A 23627-nucleotide genomic window follows, 5' to 3' on the forward strand; every position below is an offset into this window, starting at 1 on the left:
GAGATTTGGGGTAAATGCGCCAATCCCTCTTGCGCATCATTACCCAACCGGGGTAAACGTTCTCGCATGACAACGCTAGCAGGCTCCAAGATCCGCCGCTTCCGCGAGGAGCGCTCCATCACCCGCGCCGCGTTCGGTGCGTGGTTCGACACGCCCGGCAGCACCGTTCAGGGCTGGGAGGAGCATGGCAAGCGCGCCAATGCGAAGGTCGTCAACCAGATCGCGGCCAACGGCATCGCGCACCATGCCGACTGGTATGTCGAGCTTGCCGCTGCCCCCGCCGACGCGCGCGAATGGTCGCCGTCGAGCTGGACCGCGGCGGAGGCGCGCCAGCTCCCCGAATACCCGGACGCCGAAGCCCTCTCGACCGCCACCGATCAGCTCTCCGCCTTCCCGCCGCTGGTCTTCGCCGGAGAGGCGCGCAACCTCACCGCCGATCTGGGAGAGGTCGCCGCGGGCCGCGCCTTCCTGCTGCAGGGCGGCGACTGCGCGGAGAGCTTTGCCGAGTTCCACCCCAACAATATCCGCGACACCTTCCGCGTCATCCTGCAGATGGCGGTCGTCCTCACCTTCGCGTCGAAGCTGCCGACGGTGAAGCTCGGACGCATGGCCGGCCAGTTCGCCAAGCCCCGCTCCGCCCCCACCGAGCGTCAGGACGATGTCGAGCTGCCCAGCTATCGCGGCGACATCGTCAACGACATGGCCTTCACGCCGGAGGCCCGCGCCCCCGATCCGCAGCGCATGATCCGCGCCTACAGCCAGTCGGCGGCGACGGTGAACCTGCTGCGCGCCTTTGCGCAGGGCGGCTATGCCAATCTCCACCAGGTCCACCGCTGGACGCACGATTTCCTCGGCGCCAGCCCCTGGGCGAAGAAATATGCCGAGACCGCCGACCGCATCGGCGAGGCGCTGGAGTTCATGGAGGCCTGCGGCATCGACGCCGACAGCGTGCCCCAGCTCAAGGCCACGCAATTCTACACCAGCCACGAGGCGCTGCTCCTCCCCTATGAGCAGGCGCTCACCCGGCAGGACAGCCTCACCGGCGACTGGTACGACACCAGCGCCCATTTCCTGTGGATCGGCGACCGCACCCGCTTCGAAGGGTCGGGCCATGTCGAGTTCCTGCGCGGCATCGGCAATCCCATCGGCATGAAGTGCGGCCCCAGCCTCGACCCCGACGAGGCGCTGCGCCTGCTCGACACGCTCAATCCGCAGCGCGTCCCCGGCCGCATGACGCTCATCACCCGCTACGGCCACGAACAGATCGAGAAGCACCTGCCCGCCCTCGTCCGCGCGGTAAAGCGCGAGGGGCATCCCGTGGTATGGAGCTGCGACCCGATGCACGGCAACGTCATCAAGGCCGCAAACGGCTTCAAGACCCGCCCCTTCGACCGCATCCTCGACGAGGTGCGCGGCTTCTTCGCCGTCCACCGGGCGGAGGGCACCTATGCCGGCGGCATCCATACCGAGATGACCGGCCAGAACGTCACCGAATGCACCGGCGGCGCGGTCGCCGTCACCGAACAGGCGCTGGCCGATCGCTACCACACCCACTGCGACCCGCGCCTCAACGCCAGTCAGAGCCTCGAGCTCGCCTTCCTCCTGGCCGAAATGCTCAATGCGGAGATGGCGGAGCGGCGCAAGGCGGCGGCCTGAACCGGCCCGCCGCCCCGCCGCGGCTCACGCCCTCGCCGCGATCGCGCGCGCCTCTTCCTCGCTCGCCGCGGCCGGGGCCGATCCTTTCAGCCGCCTGCCCGCGGGTTCCTGGATGAACCAGATCGACACCAGCCCGACCGCGCCCGCCACCATCAGGATATAGGCCGGCATCATCAGGTCGCCCGTCGCCTCCACCAGCGCGGCGGCGATCAGCGGCGTCGTCCCGCCGAACACCGACACCGAAATATTATACCCCACCGACGTCGCGCCGTACCGCACCCGCGTCGGGAACAGTGCCGGCAACGTCGACGGCTCGGTGCTCATGAAGCACACCAGCATCAGCCCGATCGGCAGCGTCCCGATAAACGCCGACACGTAATTGCCGCTCTGGATCAGGTGGAACAGCGGTATCGGCAGCACCAGCAGCATCAGCGATCCCGCCCACATGATCGGCTTGCGCCCGATCCTGTCGCTCAGCAGCCCCAGGAACGTCACGATCGCCAGCAGGATCGCCATCACGATCACGATGATGATCAGCGCCGGGTTCGCAAATATATCGGCAAACTGGGGCGAGCAGCACGGCCGCGAGGTATCCATTTATGATCGAAGCCTTCATTTTCGAAAGTGATCCCGCCCGATTAAGCTTGGTTCTCGCAGTAAGAATGCAGCAATAAGACTCGACGCTTGATGATGAATGTCGGCTTTCAGGGATCAACGTCGGCCAGCTAAATGACCGATATTGGGGCGCTTAGCTGTCGCCACAATCGCCTTTCCTACAACCCCCGCCCTGTGCCATGTTCCCGGTATGTCCACATCCGCGAACCCGCCCGACCTGCTCCTCTTCGAGCCCGTGCCGCAGCGGCGCGTGCGGGCGAACGGGTGGTCGGCGGAGGTGCAGCGCGCCTTTATCGACGGGCTCGCGCGCACCGGCGTCGTCGCCCGCGCCGCGCGCAGCGTGGGAAAGTCGGCGCGATCGGCCTATGCCTTGCGCGACCGCGACGGTGCGCAGGACTTTTCGCGCGCCTGGGACCAGGCGATGCGCTGCGCCCGCGATGCCGCGCTCGGCGCCGCGCGCGACCACCTCATGGCGCCAGAGCGCGTGCCCGTCCTCTATCGCGGCCGCATCGTCGGCTGGCGAGAGCGCGTCAACGACCGCGTCCTGATCGCCGCGCTGCGCGCGATCCATGCCCGCTCCGCCCCGCCGCCCGCGCTTTCGCTGGCAGAGGGTGCGGCGCGCGCTGCCGAGCGTCGCCGCGAAGCCGCTGCCGAGCGCAAGCGCGTCCAGGCCATTCGCTTTGCGGAGGCGCGCCACCGCTACGGCGCGCCCGCGCTCTGGCCCGACGATCTGCGCGAACAATATGCCCGCCTCCACGGCCGCGCCTCGGTGCGGCTCAACCTGTCCGCGCGTGGGGGTGCGGAGTCCCCGCCCCGCTCGGCCCCGCCCCAGGTTCGCGGGATATGAAATTTCCAACATCGGCAATTTTTGCAAAGCGTTAGCGCGAAACATGTGAAGCTAAGCGCATCGCCGGTTCAATTTCGCGGTTGCACAATCGGCTTTCCACTCCTACCTGCCCGTGCTGATAGAGAACGCGCGCGTCCATTAATTGCCGGCGCGCATGGCACAGGCAGGGAGCCGCATGGATCAGCACAGCGACGCAGAGCCCCGGGACGAGCAACCCGAGTCGGCAGCAGACGGCAACGGCAATGACGGCGCCGACACGCAGGACGCCAACCAGCGCAAGACCCCGGTCTACAAGCGCCCGCTCTTCTGGGTCATTGCGGTGGTCGTGGCGGCGGTCGTCCTCATCGGCGGCACGCTCTACTACCTCCATTCGCGCAAGTTCGAATCGACCGACGACGCCTTTATCGACGCCCATATCGTCCGCCTCCAGCCGCAGATCGCCGGCCAGCTGACCTGGGTCGCCGATGCCGACAACAAGCATGTCGAGGCGGGCCAGCTACTGGCAAAGATCGAACCCACCGGCCCCGAAGCCCAGCTCCAGCAGGCACAGGCCGGCGTGGCAGAGGCAGAGGCCGCGATCGAACAGGCCCGCGGCCGCCTTATCGCCGCCCGCGCGCAGGTGCAGCAGGCTCAGGCCAACGCCGCCGCCCCCGAAGCGCAGGCGACCAAGGACGCCCGCGACCTCGACCGCTATCTGACGCTCAACAAGGTCGACGACGCCGCGGTCTCCGGCTCGCAGCTCGACGCCGCCCGCGCCCAGGCACGCGCCAGCGCCGCACAGGCCTCCGCCGCCCGCCGCCAGGTCGACACAGCTCAGGCCAATGTCCTGGTTGCCCAGCGCGCCGTCGCCGCCGCCCAGGCACAGCGCAAGGCAGCGCAGGCCAAGGTCGACCAGGCAAAGGTTACCGTCGGCGATCTTCAGGTCACCGCCCCCATCGCCGGCCAGGTCGTCAACCGCGCGGTCAATGTCGGCAGCACCGTCTCGCCGCAGTCGCAGCTGATGGCAATCGTGCCCGACCACATCTGGGTCACCGCCAATTTCAAGGAAACGCAGATCACCGGCATGAAGCGCGGCCAGCCCGTCGATATCAAGGTCGATGCCTTTCCGAACATCAAGTTCCACGGCCATGTCGACAGCTTCCAGCGCGGCGCCGGCCAAGCCTTCGCCCTGCTGCCGCCGCAGAACGCGACCGGCAATTTCGTGAAGGTCGTCCAGCGCGTGCCCGTGCGGATCGTCTTCGATCGCAAGGATGGCGGCGCCGACTGGCACAAATATCCGATCGGCCCCGGCATGTCGGTCGTCCCCACCGTCCGGGTGCGCTGACGCCATGGCAAGCGCCGCCGCCGATCAGCATCACGGGTGGGACGCCGGCCGTTCGGTCGCGGGCGCCAACAGCCCGTGGCTGATCGTCGCGATCATCAGCCTGCCGACCTTCATGGAGGTGCTCGACACCTCCATCGCCAACGTCTCGCTGACCAACATCGCGGGCGGTCTGTCGATCACGCTCGATCAGGCGACCTGGGTGCTGACGAGCTACCTCGTCGCCAATGCCGTCATCATCCCGATCTCGGGCTGGCTGTCGGACGTGATCGGACGAAAGCGCTATTTCATGATCTCGGTCGCGCTGTTCACCGGCGCATCGTTTCTGTGCGGCATGGCGCCGAACCTTCAGTTCCTCGTCATCGCGCGAATATTGCAAGGGATCGGCGGCGGCGGCCTCGCGCCCGTCGAACAGTCGATGCTCGCCGACACCTTTCCGCCATCGAAGCGCGGCATGGCGTTCGCCACGTTCGCGATCGTCGTCGTCGTGGGTCCGGTCCTCGGTCCGACGCTTGGCGGCATCATCACCGACAGCGCCAGCTGGCACTGGATCTTCCTGATCAACGTGCCCGTGGGAATCCTGTCGCTGGTGCTCGTCCAGCTCTTCGTCGACGAACCCGAACAGGTACAGCAGGACCGCCGCGAGCTTCTGAAGAACGGGGTTCGGATCGATTATATCGGCTTCGCACTCGTCGCCGTCGGTCTCGGGCTACTCGAATACACGCTCGATCGCGGCGAGAGAGAGGCCTGGTTCCAGAGCAGCTTCATCGTCACGACCAGCGCACTTTCCGCACTCGCACTCATCGGACTGGTGATCTGGGAGCTGAACCATGACGACCCGATCGTCGACCTGAAGCTCTTCAAGAACCGCAACTTCGCGGTCGCAAACGCCGTGATGTTCACCGTCGGCATGATCCTGTTCGGCACCACGCAGCTGATCCCGCAGATGCTGCAACAGGTCCTGGGATACAGCGCGACCGATGCCGGCATGGCGCTGACCGTCGGTGGCATCGCTACGCTTGTCGCCGTGCCGATCGCAGGCCGGCTGACGGACAAGGTCGATGTCAGGATGCTCCTGTTCCCCGCCCTGCTGGCGCAAGGTTTCGCGCTGTGGAATCTGTCGCTGCTGAACGCCAATATCAGCTTCATGGATGCAGCCATGGCGCGGATGTACCAATCGGTTGCCCTGCCCTTCCTGTTCGTGCCGATCAATGCGGTCGCATATCTGGGCCTTCCGCAGCGAAAGACGGCGCAGGCATCGAGCATGCTGAACGTTTCCAGAAATCTTGGCGGCACCGTCGGCATTTCGGCGGCGCAGACGATGCTGGCCGGGTATCAGCAGACCGAACAGGCACATATGGTAAATGGCCTGAATCCGCTGAATCCGAATTATGTTCAGTGGATGAATCAGGCCGGCGCGGCGCTTGGCGGGTTCGGGCAGAGCATGGAAGCAAGGCTCGGCATCCTGTACCATCAAGTACAGCAGCAGGTCGCCATGCTCGCCTTTCTCGACATCTTCCATACGCTGATGCTGTTTGTCTTCATCGTCAGCCCGATCGCGCTTCTTCTGCGCAGCAATCCGGGTGCCAAGCCGCCCGCCGGAGCTCATTGATGCAAAAGTCAGTCGCCCCCGTCACCCTGGCCATCCTGCTTGCAGGATGTACGGTCGGTCCGGACTATACCCAGCCGAAGGTCGAAACGCCGGCCTCTTTCGCCGAGCCGACGCCCGTGAATGCGAGTGCCGACAGTGTCGACCTTGCCCATTGGTGGACAGCGTTCGGCGATCCTGAACTGGACCGCCTGGTCGATACGGCGCTCGATCAGGGGCTGGACATCAAGGCGGCGGCTTCGCGTATTCGCCAGGCACGCTATGCCGAGGCGACGGCCCGCTCGCGCTTCCTCCCGCAAATCAACGCGAGCGGCGGCGTGAACCGCGTGGACTTTTCGAAAAATGCGGGGTTCGCTTCGCTCGCGAGTCTGTTCAGCGGCTCGGGCGGCGGAGGTGGCGGCGCGGGGAGTTCGGGTGGCGTGGCGCTTCCCGGCGGCGGCATCACCACCTACTCCGCGGGCTTCGACGCGAGTTGGGAAATCGACCTGTTCGGAGCCGGCACCCGCTCCGCCGAGGCGGCTGCAGCTCGTGTCGGTGCCGCCGAGTGGAACGCGCGCGATGCGGCGGTTTCACTCGCGGCCGAAGTAGCCAACAGCTATCTCCAGCTGCGGACATTGCAGAAGCGAGAGGCAGTGCTGCGCGAGGAAGCTGCGCGCCAGCAGAGGCTTTCGCTGCTCCAGTCACACCGCGCCCAGGTCGGCCTAACCCCGGAGACGGACTCCATTCGCCAGCGAGCGTCGCTATCCGCAACCGAAGCGGCGATCGAGCCCGTAATCGTGCAGGAACGCATCCAGATGCACGCAATCGCGGTGCTGCTCGGAAAGCAGCCCGGCGCGCTGATCGACCAATTGTCGCAGCCCACGAACGCCACCGACACGCCGCCCCCCGTGCCACCAGGCCTTCCGTCCGACCTGCTCCGCCGCAGGCCCGATGTCCGCGCGGCCGAACGCCGTCTGGCTGCTGCAACGGGCGATGTCGGCGTCGCGGTGGCCGATCTGTACCCGCATTTCAGCCTGACCGGCGTTGCGGAATTGATATCGTCCAGCCTCGCCAGCCTGTTCGAAAGTGATAGCCTGCAAACGACTGCGGGTGCAAAGGCGATCTTCCCGGTCCTCGATTTCGGGCGTCGGCGCGGGCAGGTCGATATCCGGCAAGAAGACAGGCAGCAGGCCTATATCGCCTATCAGAAGACGGTGCTCGGCGCGCTCAAGGATGTCGAAGATGCACTGGTCCGCGTTCAAGGCGAGCAGAACCGCAACAAGCGGCTTCAAGCCAGCGTTAGCGATGCCGAGCGCGGCCTGAAAGCGGTGCGCGCGAAGTACGACACCGGCCTTGTCGATCTGTCGGCGGTATTGCAGGCGCAGGCATCGGTGCTCGACGCGCGAAACCAGTTGGCGGAAAGTGATGGGGCGCTGAAACAGGCGCTGGCGTCGCTCTACAAAGCACTCGGCGGCGGTTGGGACGAAGCCACGATCAAAGGTATAGAAGCGACGCAGCCAACCCCGCTTGACGCGTCCCAACAACAGCCCTAAACGCCCGCCTTCGCGATCAGCGAATGGCCCCTTCGTCTAGCGGTCTAGGACGTCGCCCTCTCACGGCGAAAACACGGGTTCGAGTCCCGTAGGGGTCACCAGAGCATGGCTGGGCGCCTTGCCTCGATATTCGACCGCGTGATTTGCCGATAAACACTGCTCGATCGGCTGGCTAAAGCAGCGCGCGCAGCTTCACGTCGCAACCTGCTCTTGACGAGCACCCGATTTCTTCGACACGCGACCTAGCGAATTCCGCGGACTTGACCTATCTCGCACGGCATCACCAACCGACGGCGCATTTTCCGCGCTGCCGGGCTGTCGTCATTGGAGGAAGGATGGACCGCGAAAATCGCCTCAAGCGTCTGCGCTTTCGCGCCTGGCACCGCGGCACGAAGGAAGCCGACCTGATGATCGGCGGCTTTTTCGACGCGCATCACCTCGCCTGGGACGATGTCGAGATCGACTGGTTCGAGACATTTCTCGAGGAACAGGATGTCGACATCATGGCCTGGGCGATGGGCGTGCAGCCGGTCCCGCGTAAATATCAGGGTCCGATGATGGATAGCCTCAAGACGCTGACCTACGTCCCGATTGCGAAATAGCCATCGATCTGCGCTCGCCCTGAACTCGTCGCGAGGCCGTTTCATCCATTCCCCAATCAAGAAAGGCAGTGCTTCGACAGGCTCAGCGCGAGCGCCGAGGCGCCAACAACGTCCGACATGCCCGACCTGAAGACCATCATCTCGGCTGCGAAGCCGCTTACGCTTTCCGGCGTGCCGACCGGCTTTCTGCCGTCGCTGCTCGCCGATCTGGCGCGCGCGGCGTCGGGTGGCGCGGTGTTCATCGCGCCCGACGAGGCGGCGATGCGCGCAGTGCTCTCGACCGCGCCCTATTTCGCGCCCGAGCTCGAGGTCATCGGCTATCCGGCGTGGGACTGTCTGCCCTATGACCGCGCCTCGCCGACATTGCGAGTGATGTCCGAGCGACTGGCCGCGCTCCATGCGCTCCAGTCGAGGGGCAGCAAGCCCCGCCTGTTCGTCACCACCGTCAACGCCGCGACGCAGCGCACGCTCACCCCGTTCCGCGTCCGCCAGCTCGTTGCCCGCCTTGCCCCCGGCGAACGCATCTCGCTCGCCAAGCTCGCCGAACTGCTACAGGCCAATGGTTATGTCCGCGTCGACACTGTCGCCGACGCCGGCGAATTCGCGATCCGCGGCGGACTGGTCGACCTGTTTCCCTCGGGCTCCGAAACCGGTCTGCGCCTCGACTTTTTCGGCGACGAGATCGAAAGCGTGCGCACCTTCGACCCCGCCGACCAGCGCACCATCGGCCGCATCGACGGCTTCACGCTGCTCCCCGCATCCGAAGCGCTGCTCGATGCGGAAAGCATCAAGCGGTTCCGCGCGCGGTACCGCGAAACCTTCGGTGCGACCGCGACCGGTGATCCGCTCTATCAGGCGATTTCCGACGGCCGCCGCCTCGCCGGCATGGAGCACTGGCTGCCACTGTTCGAGGAACGGCTGGAAACGCTGTTCGACCACCTGCCGGGCGACGCGGTGATCGTCCGCGACGCTGGCGATGCCGGTGCCGCCGAAGCGCGGTTCGACGCCATCGCCGACTATTTCACCAACCGCGAGCGCGCGCAGTCGAACGACCCAGGCAGCTATCGCCCGCTCGAAGCCAGCCAGCTCTACCTGTCGGCCACCGAGTGGCAGGCAAAGCTCGACGCCGCGCCCGCGCATCTCACCTCGCCCTTCCACGAACCCGAAAGCGCCACGGTCGTGGATTTCGGCGTCGACGGCCCGCGCGATTTCGCCCCCGAACGGGCGAGCGGCGCCAATGTCTATGACGCCGTCGTCACGCATGTTGCCGACCTGCAGAAACAGGGCCGCAAGCCGATCCTCGCCAGCTATTCGGAGGGCGCGCGCGAGCGCCTCGGCGGTCTGCTTCGCGATCACGGCATGATCGGGCTGGCCGAGGCCGATGGCTGGCAGAAGGCGCTGGGTATCGCCGCGAAGGGCGTGGCGCAGATGGTGCTGCCGCTCGATCACGGCTTCACCACCCCCGACATCGCGGTGCTGACCGAGCAGGACATGCTCGGCGACCGCCTTGTTCGCAGACGCAAGCGCAAGAAATCGACCGACGCGTTCCTCAGCGAACTCGCCACGCTTTCTGTCGGCGACCTCGTCGTGCACACCGAACACGGCATCGGCCGCTACGAAGGGCTGACCTCGATCCCCGTCGGCCAGAGCCCGCACGACTGCGTCGCGCTGACCTATGCCGGCGGCGACAAGCTCTACGTTCCGGTCGAAAATCTCGAAGTTCTCTCGCGCTACGGATCGAGCGAGGAAGGTGCCACGCTCGACAAGCTCGGCGGCGAGGCGTGGCAGCGGCGCAAGTCGAAGATGAAGGAGCGCATCCGCGAGATAGCGGGTGAACTCATCGCCACCGCCGCCAAGCGCGCGCTGCGCAAGGCCGAAGCCGTCGAACCCGACACCGGCGGCTATCCGGCGTTCGTTGACCGCTTCCCGTTCGAGGAAACCGAAGATCAGGACCGCGCCATCGCCGACGCGCTCGAGGATCTCGGCGCCGGGCGGCCGATGGACCGGCTGGTCGTCGGCGATGTCGGCTTCGGCAAGACCGAGGTTGCATTGCGTGCTGCCTTCGTCGCTGCGATGGCGGGAATGCAGGTCGCCGTCGTGTGCCCGACGACGCTCCTCGCACGCCAGCACCATCAGAATTTCACCCAGCGGTTCGAGGGCTTCCCGATCAACATCGGTCGCCTCTCGCGCCTGGTCCCCGCGGCCGAGGCAAAGGCAACGAAGGAAGGGCTGGCGAACGGCCAGATCGACATCGTCATCGGCACGCATGCGCTGCTTGCCAAGACCGTCGATTTCAAACGCCTCGGCCTCGTCATTGTCGACGAGGAGCAGCGGTTCGGCGTCACCCACAAGGAGCGGCTGAAGGCACTCAAGGCCGACGTCCACGTCCTCACCCTCACCGCCACGCCGATCCCGCGAACGCTGCAGATGGCGATGTCGGGCCTGCGCGAACTATCGGTCATCCAGACGCCGCCGGTCGATCGCCTCGCGGTCCGCACCTATGTCATGCCATGGGACCCGGTGGTGCTGCGCGAAGCGCTGCTGCGCGAACATTATCGCGGCGGTCAGAGCTATTTCGTCACTCCGCGCATCGCCGACCTGCCCGATATCGAGCAATATCTGCGCGAGGAAGTGCCCGAGGTGACCTATGTCGTCGCGCACGGCCAGATGTCGCCGACCGAGGTCGAGGAGCGCATGTCGGCCTTTTACGACAAGCGCTACGACGTGCTGCTGTCGACCACCATCGTCGAAAGCGGCCTCGACATCCCCAGCGCCAACACGATGATCGTCAACCGCGCGGACAAGTTCGGCCTTGCCCAGCTCTATCAGCTTCGCGGGCGCGTCGGCCGGTCGAAGACGCGCGCCTATGCCTATCTGACCACCTCGGAACGGCAGATGACCGATGCGGCCGAAAAGCGGCTGAAGGTACTATCCGATCTCGATTCACTCGGCGCCGGGTTCCAGCTCGCCAGCCACGACCTCGACATCCGCGGCGCGGGCAACCTGCTTGGCGACGAACAGTCGGGGCATATCAAGGAGGTCGGGTACGAACTCTACCAGTCGATGCTCGAGGACGCGATCCTGGAGGCGAAATCGGGCGGGCTGGCCGACGCGAAGAAGGAATATTCGCCCCAGATCACGGTCGACGCGCCGATCCTCATCCCCGAGGACTATGTCCCTGATCTCGACCTGCGCATGGGCCTCTATCGGCGTCTCAACGAGGTCGAGGACAAACAGGGGATCGAGGCCTTCGCTGCCGAGCTGATCGACCGCTTCGGCAAGCTGCCTCAGGAAACCGAGAACCTGCTGCGCCTGATCGAGACGAAACTCAACGCAAAGAAGGCCTGCATCGCCAAGATCGACATCGGCCCGCGCGGCGCGCTGGTGACCTTCCACGAGGACAATTTTCCTAATGTCGAAGGGCTGCTCGGCTATGTCGACCGGCTGAAGGAGACGGCGAAACTGCGTCCCGACATGAAGCTCGTCATCAACCGCGCCTGGGGCGACCCCAAATCGCGACTCAATGGCGCATTGCAGATCTCGCGCGGACTGGCGAAGGCGGCAGGCTAACCCCCTTCGTCATGCCGGACTTGATCCAGCATCCATGGACCAAGACTTGCCAGTCGCGACCGGCTGACGGCCCCACCATGGACCGCGGGTCAAGTCCGGGGTGACGATCCGGTATAGTGTCGGGTGATTGCGTCCGGCCTAGTCGCTATGATCGGCGATAATCTTCCACCCGCCCGCCTCGCGGTGAAACACCAGGCTCGTCATCCCCTCTGCAGCGTCCTCGTCGCCCGCGGCATCGAGGTGCCATTGCGCGATCAGCAGTGCGTGGTCGGTGCCGAGCATGCGGAAATCCTCGGGCGTGAACCAAAGCCGTTGCGGCTTGCCGTCTGCTTCGGGTCCGAAGACTGCCGGATAGCTCTTGATATAGCGCGCGCGGATCGCCGCCTTGCCGCGCTCAGTCCCCTTCGAGCCGGTGAAGGTCGTCGAAGGATCGTCCGAATATACGGCGAGGAAGCGATCGAGATCGCCCGCATTCCAACCCGCCGCCGACGCTGCCATCGCAGCCTCGATCTCGGCCCTGGCCGGCGCGTCCTGCGCCGCCGCCGGCACCGCGAATAGCATCAGCGCCAGCCCCGCCAGTATCATCCGTATCATGCGCCCTCTCCCACCAATTCGGTCAGCGCCGCCACCGTCAGCGGTTCGGCGCACAGATAGCCCTGAAAATACTGGCAGCCTTCCTTGGCCAGCAGGTCGAGCTGTTCTTCGGTCTCCACCCCTTCGGCGATGACCGCGAGGCCAAGCGAACGCGCCATGTCGATCACACCGCGCACCACGACGCGGTCGCGCACCGTTCCGGTAATGTCCTGGCTGAGCTTCTTGTCGATCTTCAGATAGTCGAGCGGCAGCGCCTTCAGATAGGCAAGACTCGAATAGCCCGTGCCGAAATCGTCGATCGCAACGCGGCACCCCGCGGTTCGCAACGCGGCGAGCAATTGTGCCGCCTCGCCCAGTTCCGACATCAGCCCCGATTCGGTAATCTCCACGGTCAGCCGAGCGCGCGGAAAACCGCTCGCGTCTATCCGCCCGAGCAGCGCGTCGACAAATCCCTGCCGTCCAACGTCCTGCGCGGTGATATTGACCGACAATCGTAGTTTGCGAAGCGCCGCCGGCCATCCCGCCGCCACTTCCAGCGCGACGCGCTGAACGTGCTCGGATACCGCGATTCCCAGCCCCGCTCGGTCGGCAGAGGCGAAAAGCATCTCGGCGCCCAGCTCACCCAGCTTCGGGTGCCGCCACCGCGCCAGCGCTTCCACGCCGGTAATGGCGGCGCTCGCGATTTCCACCTGCGGTTGGAACAGGATTTCGATTTCGTCCTGTTCCAACGCCCCGCGCAGGTCGACGGCGAGTTGATCGATCGCGACATGGACACCCGGCGGAAAGGATTGCGTACCCGAATGCCGGGCCTCGACAAGCGCCTCGCTCGCGCGCCGCAGCAAGCTCGTGGCATCGTCCTCCGCCTGCGACGTCACGGACACCACCTCCGCCCCAAGCGGTGCGTCGCCGCCCGAGGTGGCAAACGGTCGCGCAAGCGCTTCCTGCAACTGCGCCGCGGCAACCTCGACACGGGCATGCTCGGCCTCGCTCGCAACGAGAAAGTCCGATCCGCCCATCCGGGCGACCAGCGCGTCTCGGCCGAAATCCTCGCGCACAACGTCCTGCACCCGCCGGGACACTGCACGCAGCAAGGCGTCGCCCGCCGCGCGGCCGTAGGTCGTGTTGACGAGCGCAAAGCGCGACAACCCGATCAGGATGACAGAGACGGGCCGCCCCCGCGCCGCCAGCCTGCGGTTCAGCCAGTGTCGCGCACCCTCGGCATCGCGCGCGCCGGTCAGCGCGTCGCGGATCGCCATGCGGGCATCCGGCGCCTCACCCAACGCTTCGACCAGCGCATCGACGCGCCCGTTCTGAGGATCGCGCTGAAGATGCTGAACGACGCGTCCCATCCCCGGCATCTCGTGCGCAAAGGCGGTCGTAACCGCGCCCGATCGCAGATGCCGAAGCGCCGATAGCGCGAGCTGCCGGTCATTCGGGGCAATTCGGTGCAGCGCCATTCTAAGCGGCTCGGCCTCGGGCGCCTCGATCGCACTGCAAATTGCCGGCGTATATTCGACCTGACGGCGGGCCGGGTCGTACCGCCAACCAAGCACATCGATCGCGTCCGCCTCTCCGCCCAGCCACGCATTGGCGCGGCGCCGTGCGCGCGCCTCGGCAAAGCGAACGGCATAGACGAGTTCCGCCTCCGACACCGGGCTTGTCAGGAATTGCGTGGCTCCGGCAGACAGGAAATCGCCCAGCCGGTCCGTTTGATTGCGCGACACCATGACCAACAGGACGCCGCCCTGTGCTTCCACGAGTCCGGAAAGCGCTTCGGTCGCGGCGAGCCCCGGATCGAGCGCACCGCGCGCATCGACGATGACGACCGACGCTCCGCTCGCAAGCCAGCGCCGTTCCACGCCGTCGCTGCGCCGCGCGGCGACAACGCGCCAGCCCGCCCTGGCCAAGGTCGCGGCAAGTTCGTCACGCTGCCGAAACGACAGAATGAATACCGGTGCGGCAGCGCCTCCGTTCGCTTCGGTTTCGTTCACCCGTCCCCCTGTCGCGCGGAGCGTCTCACCCGCGGGTGTTAAGGTCTAGCGCACAGCATCGCACTCGCCAATCACCCTCGCAGCCTTGTATGGCTGTCCTCAAGCGCTTAGCTGTCTGATCTATGGCCAGCGCACCCTCCCTCATCGATCGTCACGGCCGCAAGATCAGCTATTTGCGGATTTCGGTTACCGACCGATGCGATCTTCGCTGCCGCTACTGCATGGCAGAACATATGACCTTTCTGCCGCGCGACCGGCTCCTTTCGCTCGAGGAGATCGCGACGATCGCCGAGCGTTTCATCGAGCGCGGCGTGCGCAAGATCCGACTGACCGGCGGCGAGCCGCTCGTGCGCCGCGACGTCGTCGAACTGACGCGGTGGCTCGGCAAGCATCTTGGTAACGGTCTCGACGAGATCACGATGACCACCAACGCCAATCGCCTGGCCGATCATGCGCGGGCACTGCGCGAAGCGGGGATGAAGCGGATCAATGTCAGTCTGGACAGCCGCGACCCCGACACGTTCCGCTTCATCACGCGCCACGGTGACATTCACAAGGTCATCGGCGGCATCATGGCGGCGCGCGATGCCGGGATTGCGGTCAAGATCAACATGGTCGCGCTCAAGGGGCTGAATGAGCACGAGATCGCTCCGATGCTCGCATGGTGCGTCGAGCAGGGATTTGACCTGACGCTGATCGAGACGATGCCTTTGGGCGCCATCGACGAGGATCGCACCGACCGGTTCCTGCCGCTCACCGCGGTGAAGGATGATCTGGACACCCGCTTCGACCTCGCCCCCTCCGCGCACGCGACCGGCGGTCCCGCGCGATATTGGACCGTGGAGGGGAGCGGCACCCGGCTAGGCCTGATCTCACCGTTGACTGCGAATTTCTGCGATGGCTGTAACCGCGTGCGCCTCACTACCGAGGGCAAGCTCTACATGTGCCTGGGCCATGACGATCAGGTCGATCTGAAGGGCGCGCTCCGCGAAGGCGGGATCACCGCTGTCGATGATGGCATTGACCGCGCCATGGCGAACAAGCCGGCACGCCATGACTTCCGTATCGAACGCGACGCCGCACCCGCCGTCGAACGCCATATGAGCGTGACCGGCGGATGAAGGAACCGCCTCGCCGCGCTCTCGTTGCGTCGAACGCCAAGCCGGCGCAAATCGCTGCGGCGGAGCTTCGCGACGCGCTCGACTGGGTTCCGCTGGAGGAGGCCGATATGGTCGTCGTCCTGGGCGGCGACGGTTTCATGCTCCAGACGCTGCACGCGATGCTCGAACGTCACCGCATCGTGCCTGCTTTCGGCATGAACCTCGGCACCATCGGCTTTTTGATGAACGACTGGCGGCCGGAGGGTCTGATCGACCGGCTCGATCGCGCGAAGCCGTTCAAGGTCAGTCCGCTGGTGATGTGCGCCGAAACGATCGACGGCGAACGCTGCGAAATCCCCGCGATCAACGAGGTTTCCCTGCTGCGTGAGACCCGCCAGACGGCAAAGCTCGAAATCACCGTCAACGATCGCACCGTGCTGCCCGAATTGGTTTGTGACGGTGTGCTCGTGGCCACGCCGGCCGGTTCGACCGCTTACAATCTGTCGGCCAACGGACCGATCCTGCCGCTCGGATCGTCGCTGCTCGCCCTAACGCCGATCAGCCCCTTTCGGCCGCGGCGGTGGCGCGGTGCGATCCTGCCCGAAAAGGCGCGGATCGGCATTCGCGTGCTCGAAGCGGACAAGCGGCCGGTAAGTGCGGTCGCCGACCAGCGCGAGGTACGCGACGTGGCGCGGATCGACATCGCGATCGACCATGTTCGCGACCTTACTTTGATGTTCGATCCCGAACATGCGCTCGACGATCGCATCACGATGGAACAGTTTATCGCATGATAGGCTTGCATCGCGAAGCCACGTCATTATAGAGCCGCGCACGGCTTCGTTCCCTGATAGCTCAGCGGTAGAGCTCTCGACTGTTAATCGAGCGGCCGTAGGTTCGAATCCTACTCAGGGAGCCAGCCGCCCCAGTGGCGGCAACCAGGCCGGAAATCCAGGCATTCCCCGGTAGCTCAGTGGTAGAGCAATCGGCTGTTAACCGATCGGTCGCTGGTTCGAATCCGGCCCGGGGAGCCACCTCCTTCGACAGTCCGTGTTTCGATTCTCAAGCTGCGACGCCGATCTATTGCGCCGGGCGGCAATTCGGTCGGTCGATGTTCACATGGTGGTGGCGGAACTGCCAGAACAGCATGATGCTCAACACCGCCGCGTACAGGCACCAGACCGAGGTGAAGGCATAGCCCTTTACCAACAGCACGATGGTAAGGCCGATAACATTGGCGATACCGAACCATCGCACCACGCGGTGACTCGACAGCAGCAACGCCGCGCACGTCGCAACGACATAGGCGCCCGCAATCCACGCCGCATCGGTTCCGGCATTGTGATAGGCGATCGAATGGTGCTCGATCACCGCCCGGGTCGGCCTGGCAAGCACCGCATATGTCGCCCGCGCAAAGACGACCGCACCCAGCGCGGTACACGCGGCAATCGCATGTCTGCGCCAGCCTCGTGGCTCCAGCAGCAACACTGCAAGCGGCATGAGCAAGGGCAGGATGCCCTGCGCATACAGCATGAACAAAAACACGGCCCATTCGAACGCCGTCGTTCCGATCCTGCCTTCAAGTCCCAGCCAGACGAACGCTTCGACAAACTGGTGCAGCGCGAACAATAATGGAGTCGCGCCGAACAGGAGCGCCCGCGACCGTTTGACCTCGCGCAAGGTCGCGATGCCGACACCGCCTATTCCGGCTGAGGCGATGAAATTAGCGGTTGCCGAAAAGCAGATGCCATGCCCCCTTTTGGTTCAGCGCTCGTGCTGGAAACGAGTTACCGCCGAAATTGCTCGCCAATCGCCGAAACTGCTGTGCTCCCATCGATTTTTCCGATGATCCCCTTCTGTTCAGGCTCCGTCAAGCCTCGATCCGGCACAGTTCGTCGCAACGGGTTCGGGAATGTTTCCGAATCAATCCGTTTGACTTGCGAGCATGTCGGCGCGATTCCTGCGATCCACGCCGACAACTGGAGAAACACATGTCCCACCGCCGAACCAACCGCCTGAAAAAGGGCTTGATCGGTACCGCGCTTGTCGGCGCGCTGCTGACCGCCGGGTGCGCCACGCCAACGCCGTATCGCCCCGCGACCGGCTATGGCTTCAACCAGACCGGCTATGCCGACCAGCAGATCGAAGCGAACCGCTATCAGGTCAGCTTTTCGGGCAACAGCGTCACCTCGCGCGAGACGGTCGAGCGCTACCTGCTCTACCGCGCCGCCGAACTGACCCTGCAGCAGGGTTATGACTATTTCATCCTGTCAAACCGCGACACGGAAAAACAGTCGCGCACCTATGCCAGCGCCGATCCATGGGGCGGCCCCTATGGCTATTGGCATCCCTATTGGCGCTATTACAGCCCGGCCTGGGGATGGGGCGCATGGGGACCGTATGGCGATCCCTTCGGCCGCGACATCGACGTTCGCACGGTCGATAAATATCAGGCTATGGCGGAAATCGTGATGGGTAAGGGACCGAAGCCCAAGGACAATCTTCGCGCCTTCGATGCCCGCTCGGTCGTCGATCATCTCGGCCCGACCATCGAGATGCCGCGCCGCTGAACGGACGACATCGACACCAAAAGTGAAAGGGCCTCTCCGATCCGCTCGGAGAGGCCCTTTCTTTGTGCAGAGTGGATAGGCTGACCGGTCAGGCGGTCAGCGCACCGTGGCAGTGCTTGTACTTGCGGCCCGAACCGCACGGGCACGGCGCGTTGCGGCTGACCTTGCCCTTCCACTGTTCAGGATCGTCGCCCAGATCGGATGCGCCCTGCTCGGCAGTCTGGAACGGCGGCATCGTCTGCGGCGCAAAGGCGAAAGCGCCGGCATCGATATCGTTGGTGTCGTCCTCACCGGTCAGCGGGTCGAAATGCGACGTGATGAAGTCGGGAACCTCGGGCAGCGGCGGCGGTGCCATGTTGAACTGCGCATGCGCCAGCGTGCGCGTCACATCCTCGCGAATCGCCTCGAGCATCCGCTCGAACAGAGCAAAGGCTTCCTGCTTATACTCGTTGATCGGGGTTTTCTGCGCATAGGCGCGCAGATGGATGATCGATCTCAGCGCATCAAGCATCGCAAGATGCTCTTTCCAGTGATGGTCGAGATTTTGCAGCAGGATCGACTTCTCCACCTGGCTCCAGGTGTCGGCGTCGTTCAGCTCTTCGGCCTTCTTGTCGACGACCTCGTCAGCCGCCTTCTGGATACGCTCTTCCAGAATTTCGACTTCGATCGCTTCCTCTTCGCGGATCCACTGGTCGACGTGAACCTCGACATTCAGATATTCCTGCGCGCGCTCCATCAGCCCGGCCACATCCCATTGTTCGGGATAGGTGTTCGGCGGGCACGCCTCGGCGACGAGCGCATTGACGACCTCAGTCCGCATATCGACGACCATGTCGCTGATGTCCTTGGCATCGGCGTCCATGATGTCCGAGCGCTGTTCGTAGATCACCTTGCGCTGGTCGTTCATCACGTCGTCATACTCAACGACCTGCTTGCGGATGTCGTAGTTGCGCGCCTCGACCTTTTTCTGCGCGGTCTCGATCGCCTTGGTCAGCCATTTCGACCCGATCGCTTCGCCATCGCCGATATTGTTGCGCATCATCTTCGCGAACAGCGTGTCCGGGCCGAAAATGCGCAGCAGGTCGTCGTCAAGGCTCAGATAGAAGCGCGACAGGCCGGGGTCGCCCTGGCGCCCGGAACGACCGCGGAGCTGGTTGTCGATGCGACGGCTTTCGTGCCGTTCGGTGCCCAGCACGAACAGGCCGCCGGCATCGAGCACCTTCTGCTTTTCCTCGACGATCTCCTGCTTGATGCGCTCGATCGCGGCATCGCGCTCGGGACCTTCGGGCATATCGCCCAATTCGTCGTTGACGCGGAATTCCAGGTTACCGCCAAGCTGAATGTCGGTACCGCGACCGGCCATGTTGGTGGCGATCGTCACCGCGCCCAGACGGCCCGCCTGCGCCACGATATGCGCCTCCATCTCGTGATAGCGCGCATTGAGAACCTTGTGCGGCACCTTTTCGCGCTCGAGGAATTCGCTCAGCAGCTCGGACTTTTCGATCGACACCGTGCCGACCAGCACCGGCTGCCCGCGCTCGGCATGTTCCTTGATCGCGCGGGCGATGGCGATGAACTTGTCGTTCAGCGTCTTGTAGAACTCGTCGTCATTGTCGATCCGCTGCACCGGAACGTTGGTCGGGATGGTAACGACGTTCATCTTGTAGATGTCGTAGAATTCGGCCGCCTCGGTCGCCGCGGTACCGGTCATGCCGGCAAGCTTTGGATACATGCGGAAATAGTTCTGGAAGGTGATCGAGGCGAGCGTCTGGTTCTCAGGCTCGATCTTGACGCCCTCTTTCGCCTCGACCGCCTGGTGAAGCCCGTCCGACCAGCGCCGGCCATCCATCATGCGGCCGGTGAACTCGTCGATGATGACGACCTTGTCTTCCTTGACGATGTAATCGATGTCGCGCTTGAACATCTTGTTCGCGCGCAGGCTCTGGTTGACGTGGTGGACGACCTGCGTGTTCTCGAAATCATAGAGGTTGGAGCCTTCGAGCAGCCCCGCATCCTCCAGCATCCGTTCGACTTTCTCGGTGCCGTCCTCGGTCAGCACGATCGACTTCTGCTTCTCGTCCTTTTCGTAATCGTCCTCGCCGAGCTGCTTCACGATCTTGTCGACCGCCATGTATAGCTCGGATCGGTCATCGGTCGGGCCGGAGATGATGAGCGGCGTCCGCGCTTCGTCGATCAGCACCGAATCGACCTCGTCGATCAGCGCCATGTTGAACGGACGCTGGACCATCGACGCACGATCCGACTTCATGTTGTCGCGCAGATAGTCAAAGCCGAATTCGTTGTTCGTGCCGTACGTGATGTCCGAATTATATGCATCGCGGCGTTGCTGGTCGGTCAGGTCGGGGATGATGACGCCAACAGTCAGCCCGAGGAAGCGATAGATCTGCCCCATCCATTCGGCATCGCGCGAGGCGAGATAGTCGTTCACCGTGATGACGTGGACGCCCTTTTCCGCGAGCGCGTTCAGATAGGTGGCGAGCGTTGCGACCAGCGTCTTGCCCTCACCCGTCCGCATCTCTGCGATTTCGCCGCGGTGAAGCGCGATACCGCCAACAAGCTGCACGTCGAAATGGCGCATGCCCAGCACACGTACCGACGCTTCGCGCACCGTTGCGAACGCTTCGGGCAGCAGATCGTCGAGCGTCGCACCATTCGCCAGCTGTTCGCGAAACTTGACCGTCTGGTGCGCGAGCTGCTCGTCGCTCATCGCCTGGCAATCGGGCTCGAGCGCGTTGATCTTCCTGATGATCGGCTGCAGCGACCGGACATAGCGGTCGTTGGACGAACCGAAGAGCGATTTGGCGAGATTGCCGAACATGTTTTCTTCCTGTGAAACTGATGACGCTTTGGCTCGCCGCGCGGGTAAAGCCGCGGCGCAACCGAATGGCCCGGTGGGGCTCGAAAAACGTGAAAGGCCGCCGCAAAAGCAGCAGCGAACGGCTTATTCCAGCCGGCGCTCGTCGACCGGTGCCAGCGAAGCGAGCGGACGGCTGTCGGGCGTTACAAAAACCGGCGACGTAGCAAGAGTGACGAGCGAATGGTGCCGCTCCGCCACAAACATCCGATGCGCCGCCGGCGCGGTCCGCGCTTCGGACAGAAGGTACACTGCGGCAGCGAGGTTCGACCGTTCGATCTGTACCGGCTGCGCCGTCCGCTCAGCCGCAGCCGCACCGGAAAATCCGGTCAGAAGCGCGGTAAGGAGCAACAGCAGACGCAAGTTCATCCCCGTTCGTTGAGCGGTGCCCCGGACACGCCGGAACGCGCACGACATAGTGATGCGATGGCGGTTCGTCTAATGATAATAGCGGCAGATGTTATCCACATTGGCTGGCAGACCTAATTATCATCCGGCTTCACCGTCTGCTGAAATGTTCTGATCACATGGTATCGGATCGGTTCGCCGTCCTTTGTGACTTTGGGTTCCTTGTGCTTGAGCGCGCTCGGACAAAGGCCGCGATCCCCCGGAATGACGTTGCCGTCGGCATCCTTTGCAACACAACTGAGCGGAGTTCCATCCACATCAACGAGAACGTCAAACTTCCAGTAGACCGGGCCAACCGGTGGCTCACCGAGTTCGAAAGGCCCCGGGTTCACATCATCCAACTGCCACCGGAATTTGCTCGACCAGGTTGACGCGACGGCACGTCCCGCAGCATCATGCGCCGGTTTGAATTTCGCCCGTTCGCTGATAACTTCGCATGCCCGGTCGTCGAGCAACTGATGCCCCGAGGACTTGACGATCGTGCATTCGGACACCGTGCCCTCTGGTGACACGGCAAGCTTGAATTCGACCGCCCCGGTCCAGCCGGCACGTTTGGCCTCTGCCGGATAGTCATTGTCACTCACCCAGACAGCCGGATTGACGGGTTCCGGCTCCGTGACCGCATCCTGCAGCATCGCCACCATCACGGCCAACGCCATCACGAACATTCCATCCCCCCTATTCCGTTGATCGACAACCATAACTATAGCCGCAATCATGTCCACTGATCGTTCCCCGCTCGCGCCGGATGGCTTTCCCGAACTACCTTCCATCGCTGGCGTCACCCCGCGCGTCGCTCGCGCGCGGTACAAGGACTGGGATCGCTGCGACCTGACGTTCGTCACGCTCGACCCCGGCACCACCGTCGCAGGCGTGACGACGCAAAGCAAATGCCCCTCGCCCGAGGTCGAATGGTGCCGCCGGGCGCTGCCCCTGGGCTCCGCGCGGGCGCTCGTCGTCAATGCGGGTAATTCGAACGCCTTTACCGGCAATCGCGGACGTGAAGCGGTGGAGACTATTGCCGCTCAGGTAGCGCGCCGTCTCGACTGCGAGCCGTCGGACGTATTCGTGTCCTCGACCGGGGTGATCGGCGTGCCACTGCCAATCGACAAGGCCGAAGCGGGCCTCGTCGCCGCGTTCGAAGCATCGCCCTGTAACTGGGAAGACGCCGCTGCGACGATCATGACGACCGACACCTTCGCCAAGGCCGCGACCACCAGCGCGGTCGTCGATGGCAAAACAGTCAATCTGGTCGGCATCATCAAGGGGTCGGGGATGATTGCGCCCGACATGGCGACGATGCTCGGCTTTATCTTCACCGATGCCGCAGTCGAGCCGGGCTTTCTTCAGCACGCGCTGAACGACGCCAACAAGGCCAGCTTCTCCTGCATCACCGTCGACAGCGACACCTCGACCAGCGACACCGTGCTCGCCTTCGCCACCGGTGCCGCGGACAATGCGCCGCTCGAGGATGACGACAGCGACGGCGCCGACGCCTTCCGCGCGGCGCTGTCAGACCTTTGCCTGCAACTCGCCCACCTCGTCGTGCGCGACGGCGAAGGCGCATCGAAATTCATCCGCATCGATGTCGAGGGTGCCGAGAGCGACGAGAGCGCCCACCGCGTGGCGCTGTCGATCGCCAACTCGCCACTCGTGAAGACCGCCATCGCCGGCGAGGACGCGAACTGGGGTCGCATCGTCATGGCGGTGGGCAAAGCCGGCGAGCCCGCCGAACGCGACAAACTCGCCATCCGCTTTGGCACGACACAGGTCGCGCGCGACGGTCTGGCGGTCGAGGGCTATGACGAAGCCCCCGTCGCCGCGCATCTAAAGGGAAGCGAAATAGAGATCGGCGTCGATCTCGGCCTAGGCGACGGCCGCGCGACCGTTTGGACGTGCGACCTCACCCATGGCTATATCTCGATCAACGCCGACTATCGGAGCTGAGTGTCAGCGCCGCCGCGATCACGATCGCGATGCCGCCCCAGCGGATCATCCCAGCTCGCTTTCGAGCCACGCCTTGAGCTGGCTCTTCGGCTCGGCGCCGACCTTGGTCGCGGCGATCTGGCCGTCCTTGAACAGGATCATCGTCGGAATGCCGCGCACGCCGTACTTGCCCGGCGCCTCGGGATTCTCGTCGATATTGATCTTGGTGATCGTCACCTTGTCGCCGAGTTCGTCGGAGATTTCCTCGAGCGCGGGGCCGATCATCTTGCATGGGCCGCACCATTCCGCCCAGAAATCGACCAGCACCGGCTTGTCGGCGCTGATGACGTCGTTTTCGAAGCTGTCGTCGGTAATTGCGGTCGTACCCATGTCAAATCTCCTGTGATTGAC

Annotated in this window: 19 protein-coding genes and 3 tRNA genes; 14 read left to right on the forward strand and 8 right to left on the reverse strand. The window is 64.4% G+C overall.

Annotated features, from left to right (window positions below):
* Positions 1–66 precede the first annotated feature (66 nt).
* Positions 67–1656 (forward strand): class II 3-deoxy-7-phosphoheptulonate synthase, encoded by a 1590-nt coding sequence (locus tag J7S20_RS04125; RefSeq protein WP_284052956.1) that lies wholly within the window; start codon positions 67–69, stop codon positions 1654–1656.
* A gap of 24 nt (positions 1657–1680) precedes the next feature.
* On the opposite strand, the gene J7S20_RS04130 is transcribed toward J7S20_RS04125, so the two are convergent.
* Complete coding sequence (locus tag J7S20_RS04130; RefSeq protein ID WP_284052957.1) at positions 1681–2253, reverse strand: MFS transporter; 573 nt, start codon at positions 2251–2253, stop codon at positions 1681–1683.
* Positions 2254–2461: 208 nt separating this feature from the next.
* Here J7S20_RS04130 and J7S20_RS04135 point away from each other — a divergent pair, with 208 nt between their 5' ends.
* The 7 genes from J7S20_RS04135 to mfd all read left to right on the forward strand — a co-directional run bounded on the left by J7S20_RS04135 (position 2462) and on the right by mfd (position 11752).
* Positions 2462–3118: a hypothetical protein gene (locus tag J7S20_RS04135; protein WP_284052958.1), complete on the forward strand. Its 657-nt coding sequence runs from the start codon at positions 2462–2464 to the stop codon at positions 3116–3118.
* Between the two features lie 175 nt (positions 3119–3293).
* A complete protein-coding gene (locus tag J7S20_RS04140; protein ID WP_284052959.1) occupies positions 3294–4442 on the forward strand; it encodes an HlyD family secretion protein in 1149 nt (382 codons plus the stop codon).
* Positions 4443–4446: 4 nt separating this feature from the next.
* On the forward strand, positions 4447–6051 hold the full coding sequence (locus J7S20_RS04145; RefSeq protein WP_284052960.1) for a DHA2 family efflux MFS transporter permease subunit: 1605 nt from the start codon (positions 4447–4449) through the stop codon (positions 6049–6051).
* Entirely contained in the window at positions 6051–7580 is a 1530-nt protein-coding gene (locus tag J7S20_RS04150; protein WP_284052961.1) for an efflux transporter outer membrane subunit, read from the forward strand. Before J7S20_RS04145 ends, J7S20_RS04150 begins: the two co-directional genes overlap by 1 nt.
* A 25-nt stretch (positions 7581–7605) precedes the next feature.
* Positions 7606–7681 (forward strand) — tRNA-Glu (locus J7S20_RS04155).
* A 234-nt stretch (positions 7682–7915) separates the two neighbouring features.
* Positions 7916–8182, forward strand: a complete 267-nt coding sequence (locus J7S20_RS04160) for an FAD assembly factor SdhE (protein ID WP_284052962.1) — start codon at positions 7916–7918, stop codon at positions 8180–8182.
* Between the two features lie 117 nt (positions 8183–8299).
* Positions 8300–11752 carry a transcription-repair coupling factor gene (mfd, locus tag J7S20_RS04165; RefSeq protein ID WP_284052963.1) on the forward strand — a complete coding sequence of 1151 codons (3453 nt, stop codon included), beginning with the start codon at positions 8300–8302 and terminating at the stop codon, positions 11750–11752.
* 138 nt (positions 11753–11890) lie between these two features.
* On the opposite strand, the gene J7S20_RS04170 is transcribed toward mfd, so the two are convergent.
* Together J7S20_RS04170 and J7S20_RS04175 are read right to left on the reverse strand one after the other, a co-directional pair.
* Positions 11891–12346, reverse strand: a complete 456-nt coding sequence (locus tag J7S20_RS04170; protein WP_284052964.1) for a YybH family protein — start codon at positions 12344–12346, stop codon at positions 11891–11893.
* Positions 12343–14337 (reverse strand): putative bifunctional diguanylate cyclase/phosphodiesterase, encoded by a 1995-nt coding sequence (locus J7S20_RS04175; RefSeq protein ID WP_284052965.1) that lies wholly within the window; start codon positions 14335–14337, stop codon positions 12343–12345. Before J7S20_RS04175 ends, J7S20_RS04170 begins: the two co-directional genes overlap by 4 nt.
* Before the next feature lie 122 nt (positions 14338–14459).
* On the opposite strand from J7S20_RS04175, the gene moaA reads away from it, so the two are divergent.
* From moaA to J7S20_RS04195, 4 genes are all read left to right on the forward strand, one after another.
* Complete coding sequence (gene moaA / locus J7S20_RS04180) at positions 14460–15458, forward strand: GTP 3',8-cyclase MoaA (protein ID WP_284052966.1); 999 nt, start codon at positions 14460–14462, stop codon at positions 15456–15458.
* Positions 15455–16231, forward strand: a complete 777-nt coding sequence (locus J7S20_RS04185; protein WP_284052967.1) for an NAD kinase — start codon at positions 15455–15457, stop codon at positions 16229–16231. The genes moaA and J7S20_RS04185 overlap by 4 nt, the downstream gene beginning before the upstream one ends.
* A 50-nt stretch (positions 16232–16281) precedes the next feature.
* Positions 16282–16356, forward strand: a tRNA-Asn gene (locus tag J7S20_RS04190).
* 40 nt (positions 16357–16396) lie between these two features.
* Positions 16397–16471: transfer RNA gene (locus J7S20_RS04195), tRNA-Asn, on the forward strand.
* Between the two features lie 46 nt (positions 16472–16517).
* Here the strand turns inward: J7S20_RS04195 and J7S20_RS04200 are convergent.
* Positions 16518–17183, reverse strand: a complete 666-nt coding sequence (locus tag J7S20_RS04200) for a DUF6629 family protein (RefSeq protein WP_347709220.1) — start codon at positions 17181–17183, stop codon at positions 16518–16520.
* 245 nt (positions 17184–17428) lie between these two features.
* Here J7S20_RS04200 and J7S20_RS04205 point away from each other — a divergent pair, with 245 nt between their 5' ends.
* Positions 17429–18007, forward strand: coding sequence for a CC0125/CC1285 family lipoprotein (locus J7S20_RS04205; RefSeq protein ID WP_284052969.1), 579 nt, complete (start codon positions 17429–17431; stop codon positions 18005–18007).
* An 88-nt stretch (positions 18008–18095) separates the two neighbouring features.
* On the opposite strand, the gene secA is transcribed toward J7S20_RS04205, so the two are convergent.
* The 3 genes from secA to J7S20_RS04220 all read right to left on the reverse strand — a co-directional run bounded on the left by secA (position 18096) and on the right by J7S20_RS04220 (position 21958).
* Positions 18096–20846 (reverse strand): preprotein translocase subunit SecA, encoded by a 2751-nt coding sequence (secA, locus tag J7S20_RS04210; RefSeq protein ID WP_284052970.1) that lies wholly within the window; start codon positions 20844–20846, stop codon positions 18096–18098.
* Between the two features lie 123 nt (positions 20847–20969).
* Positions 20970–21251: a hypothetical protein gene (locus J7S20_RS04215; RefSeq protein WP_284052971.1), complete on the reverse strand. Its 282-nt coding sequence runs from the start codon at positions 21249–21251 to the stop codon at positions 20970–20972.
* Between the two features lie 113 nt (positions 21252–21364).
* Positions 21365–21958 carry an energy transducer TonB gene (locus J7S20_RS04220; RefSeq protein WP_284052972.1) on the reverse strand — a complete coding sequence of 198 codons (594 nt, stop codon included), beginning with the start codon at positions 21956–21958 and terminating at the stop codon, positions 21365–21367.
* Positions 21959–22007: 49 nt separating this feature from the next.
* Here J7S20_RS04220 and argJ point away from each other — a divergent pair, with 49 nt between their 5' ends.
* Positions 22008–23237 (forward strand): bifunctional glutamate N-acetyltransferase/amino-acid acetyltransferase ArgJ, encoded by a 1230-nt coding sequence (argJ, locus tag J7S20_RS04225; protein WP_284052973.1) that lies wholly within the window; start codon positions 22008–22010, stop codon positions 23235–23237.
* A gap of 45 nt (positions 23238–23282) precedes the next feature.
* Here argJ and trxA read toward each other — a convergent pair whose 3' ends face one another.
* The gene (gene trxA / locus J7S20_RS04230) at positions 23283–23606 is read right to left on the reverse strand and encodes a thioredoxin TrxA (protein WP_284052974.1); all 324 of its coding nucleotides are present in this window, start codon (positions 23604–23606) and stop codon (positions 23283–23285) included.
* Positions 23607–23627 lie beyond the last annotated feature (21 nt).

The sequence above is a fragment of the Stakelama marina genome, from assembly GCF_018122655.1.
Taxonomy (GTDB): domain Bacteria; phylum Pseudomonadota; class Alphaproteobacteria; order Sphingomonadales; family Sphingomonadaceae; genus Sphingomonas; species Sphingomonas marina.